The sequence below is a fragment of the Tunicatimonas sp. genome, from assembly GCF_049647865.1.
GTDB lineage: Bacteria > Bacteroidota > Bacteroidia > Cytophagales > Cyclobacteriaceae > Tunicatimonas.
Genome location: NZ_JBARYM010000447.1, coordinates 1 through 2278, shown reverse-complemented (window position 1 = coordinate 2278; position 2278 = coordinate 1). Strand labels below are relative to the sequence as shown.

Genomic DNA, 2278 nt, shown 5'->3' with positions numbered 1-2278 from the left:
ATAATAAAGTCTACCCCCTCTGGCTCTTTTATGTATCCCATAATATTTAGTTTCTAAAGTAATGATCTACTAATTTTTGTGCCGCCTCGGTAGGAACAATCATCTTATGTCCTCCAAAATGATAGGCTCCCAATGTCTTTTCATAGTGACCAATGAGTCTTGTCTTTGCAGTAAAGGATACAAATCCTTCGTAGCCATATCTAAACGAAACCCTACATGCATAAGCCACTAAATTGCCCGGCACTCCTTCATAAAGTTTGTCTTTCCCCATGTTAAACGGGGCACTCTCCAGTAGGTTCATAAACACATGATCGGACTCAACCTGCAAACTGATAAGTCCTTGGATGATCGCAGGATTATTAACGATAGTTAGCTTGTAGACTTCATTTGTATTGTCGTTCAGCTCAGTGCGCCAACTAAAACGCCAACCTGCTTTTTTAGTAATACTCTTTAAATCCTGCTTGGCTAGTCTCGTAATTTCGGTTTGAAAACTGTCTCCAGAAATTCGGTTTTTAATTGATCTAGTTAAGTCGTCTACCAGAAAGTCAAGTAATTGAGATTCCCGTTTCATAGGTTACAATCTACTTCCATCAATATTATTAGTTCTTATCTATAGAAAATTTATTCCCGAATTGCTTATCTTGATTAATCTTCCATTATCAATCCTACGATTGCCATTTTCAGTAAGCTGCTGCTAAGCAAGAATCCCCTTCACTACGTGCCCGTGAACATCGGTTAAGCGGTAGCGGCGGCCTTGATGCTTGAATGTTAGCTGTTCGTGGTCTACGCCGAGTAGGTGCAACAGCGTAGCCTGGAAGTCGTGGACATGAACGCCGTTTTCAGCAAGATTGTAGCTAAAATCGTCAGTTTGGCCGTAGTTAATGCCGGGTTTGATACCGCCTCCGGCCATCCACATGCTGAAGCAGCGCGGGTGATGATCGCGGCCGTAGTTAGTCTTCGTCAATTTGCCCTGAGAAAAGCTGGTTCGTCCGAATTCGCCACCCCACACCACTAGCGTATCGTCCAGTAGACCGCGTTGCTTTAAGTCAGTTACCAGCGCGGCGGAAGCCTGATCACTGGATTTTGCCAGTTTTTGAATGTCTTTGGGTAGATTACCGTGCTGATCCCAGCCCATATGATAAAGCTGAACAAACGGCACATTTCGTTCGGCTAGACGGCGCGCCAAGAGGCAATTGGCGGCGTAGGTACCGGGAATACGCGCATCGGATCCGTACAGATCAAAAATGTAATCCGGCTCATCGGATAGGTCGGTTACATCCGGCACCGAGGTTTGCATGCGGTAGGCCATTTCGTACTGACTGATCTTAGAATCAATTTCCGGGTCGCCCCAAACCGCTTGTTGTTCGCGCTCCAGTCGTTCCAAGTAGTCTAATTCCCGGCGGCGGCTCGTCCGGTCTATGCCATCGGGATTCGATAAGTACAGCACCGGGTCGGCTCCCGAACGGAACTGTACGCCTTGGTGGTGAGACGGCAGAAAGCCATTGCCCCAAGACTGCATATTTAGGTTCTGCGTATCAGGTTTACCTCGCGAAAGCAATACGATAAAAGAAGGTAAATTCTGATTGGGACTTCCCAAACCGTAGCTCATCCAAGAACCAATGCAAGGACGACCAACCTGCTGTGAGCCAGTTTGTAGAAATACCACGGCGGGCTCGTGGTTTATGGCTTCGGTGTACATAGAATTTACCACGCAGATGTCTTCGGCAATTTGTGCGGTGTAGGGAATCAGATTACTGAAGTATCCTCCGGTTTTCGGGTTCTGCGTAAACTCAAACTTAGAGCCCACCATCGGAAAGCTGGACTGAGCCGCCAACATTCCGGTAACGCGCTGGTTGCCCCGCACACTATCCGGAATCTCCTCGCCGTGCCGCTTCATCAGCTCCGGCTTATAATCAAATAGCTCAATTTGACTGGGACCACCACTTTGAAAAAGGTAAATAATTCGCTTTGCTTTCGGTGCGTGATGTAACGCCTTCAGTACTCCTCCTGATCCCGGAATGGAGTTTGGTTGCCCTGACAGCAAATTAGGAGCTATCAATGAGCCAATGGCTGCGGCTCCTAATCCTTTAGTGGTAGTGCGAAGAAAATCGCGGCGGGTCTGATTATACTGCGCTTTCTGTATGTCGTTATTCCAATTCATAGAAATTGAATGAGTAAATGAATATTTCTGACTGCATACCGGTACTCTTAAATAAAGTTAGTTCTTGTAATACGCCTCGGTCGTATTAAGAATAGTATTTGCGACTCGGGCCAAAGC

2 protein-coding genes are annotated in these 2278 nt (G+C 46.6%); both read right to left on the bottom strand.

Annotated features, from left to right (window positions below; genetic code table 11):
• Window positions 1–46 precede the first annotated feature (46 nt).
• Complete coding sequence (locus WBA23_RS13375; RefSeq protein WP_424582779.1) at window positions 47–571, bottom strand: hypothetical protein; 525 nt, start codon at window positions 569–571, stop codon at window positions 47–49.
• Window positions 572–694: 123 nt separating this feature from the next.
• Complete coding sequence (locus tag WBA23_RS13370; protein WP_424582778.1) at window positions 695–2161, bottom strand: DUF1501 domain-containing protein; 1467 nt, start codon at window positions 2159–2161, stop codon at window positions 695–697.
• Between the last annotated feature and the right edge of the window lie 117 nt (window positions 2162–2278).

What these genes read in the sequence shown, in the direction of transcription:
- WBA23_RS13370 (WP_424582778.1), bottom strand. Translation starts at nt 2,161, where the DNA reads ATGAATTGGAATAACGACATACAGAAAGCGCAGTATAATCAGACCCGC.
- WBA23_RS13375 (WP_424582779.1), bottom strand. Translation starts at nt 571, where the DNA reads ATGAAACGGGAATCTCAATTACTTGACTTTCTGGTAGACGACTTAACT.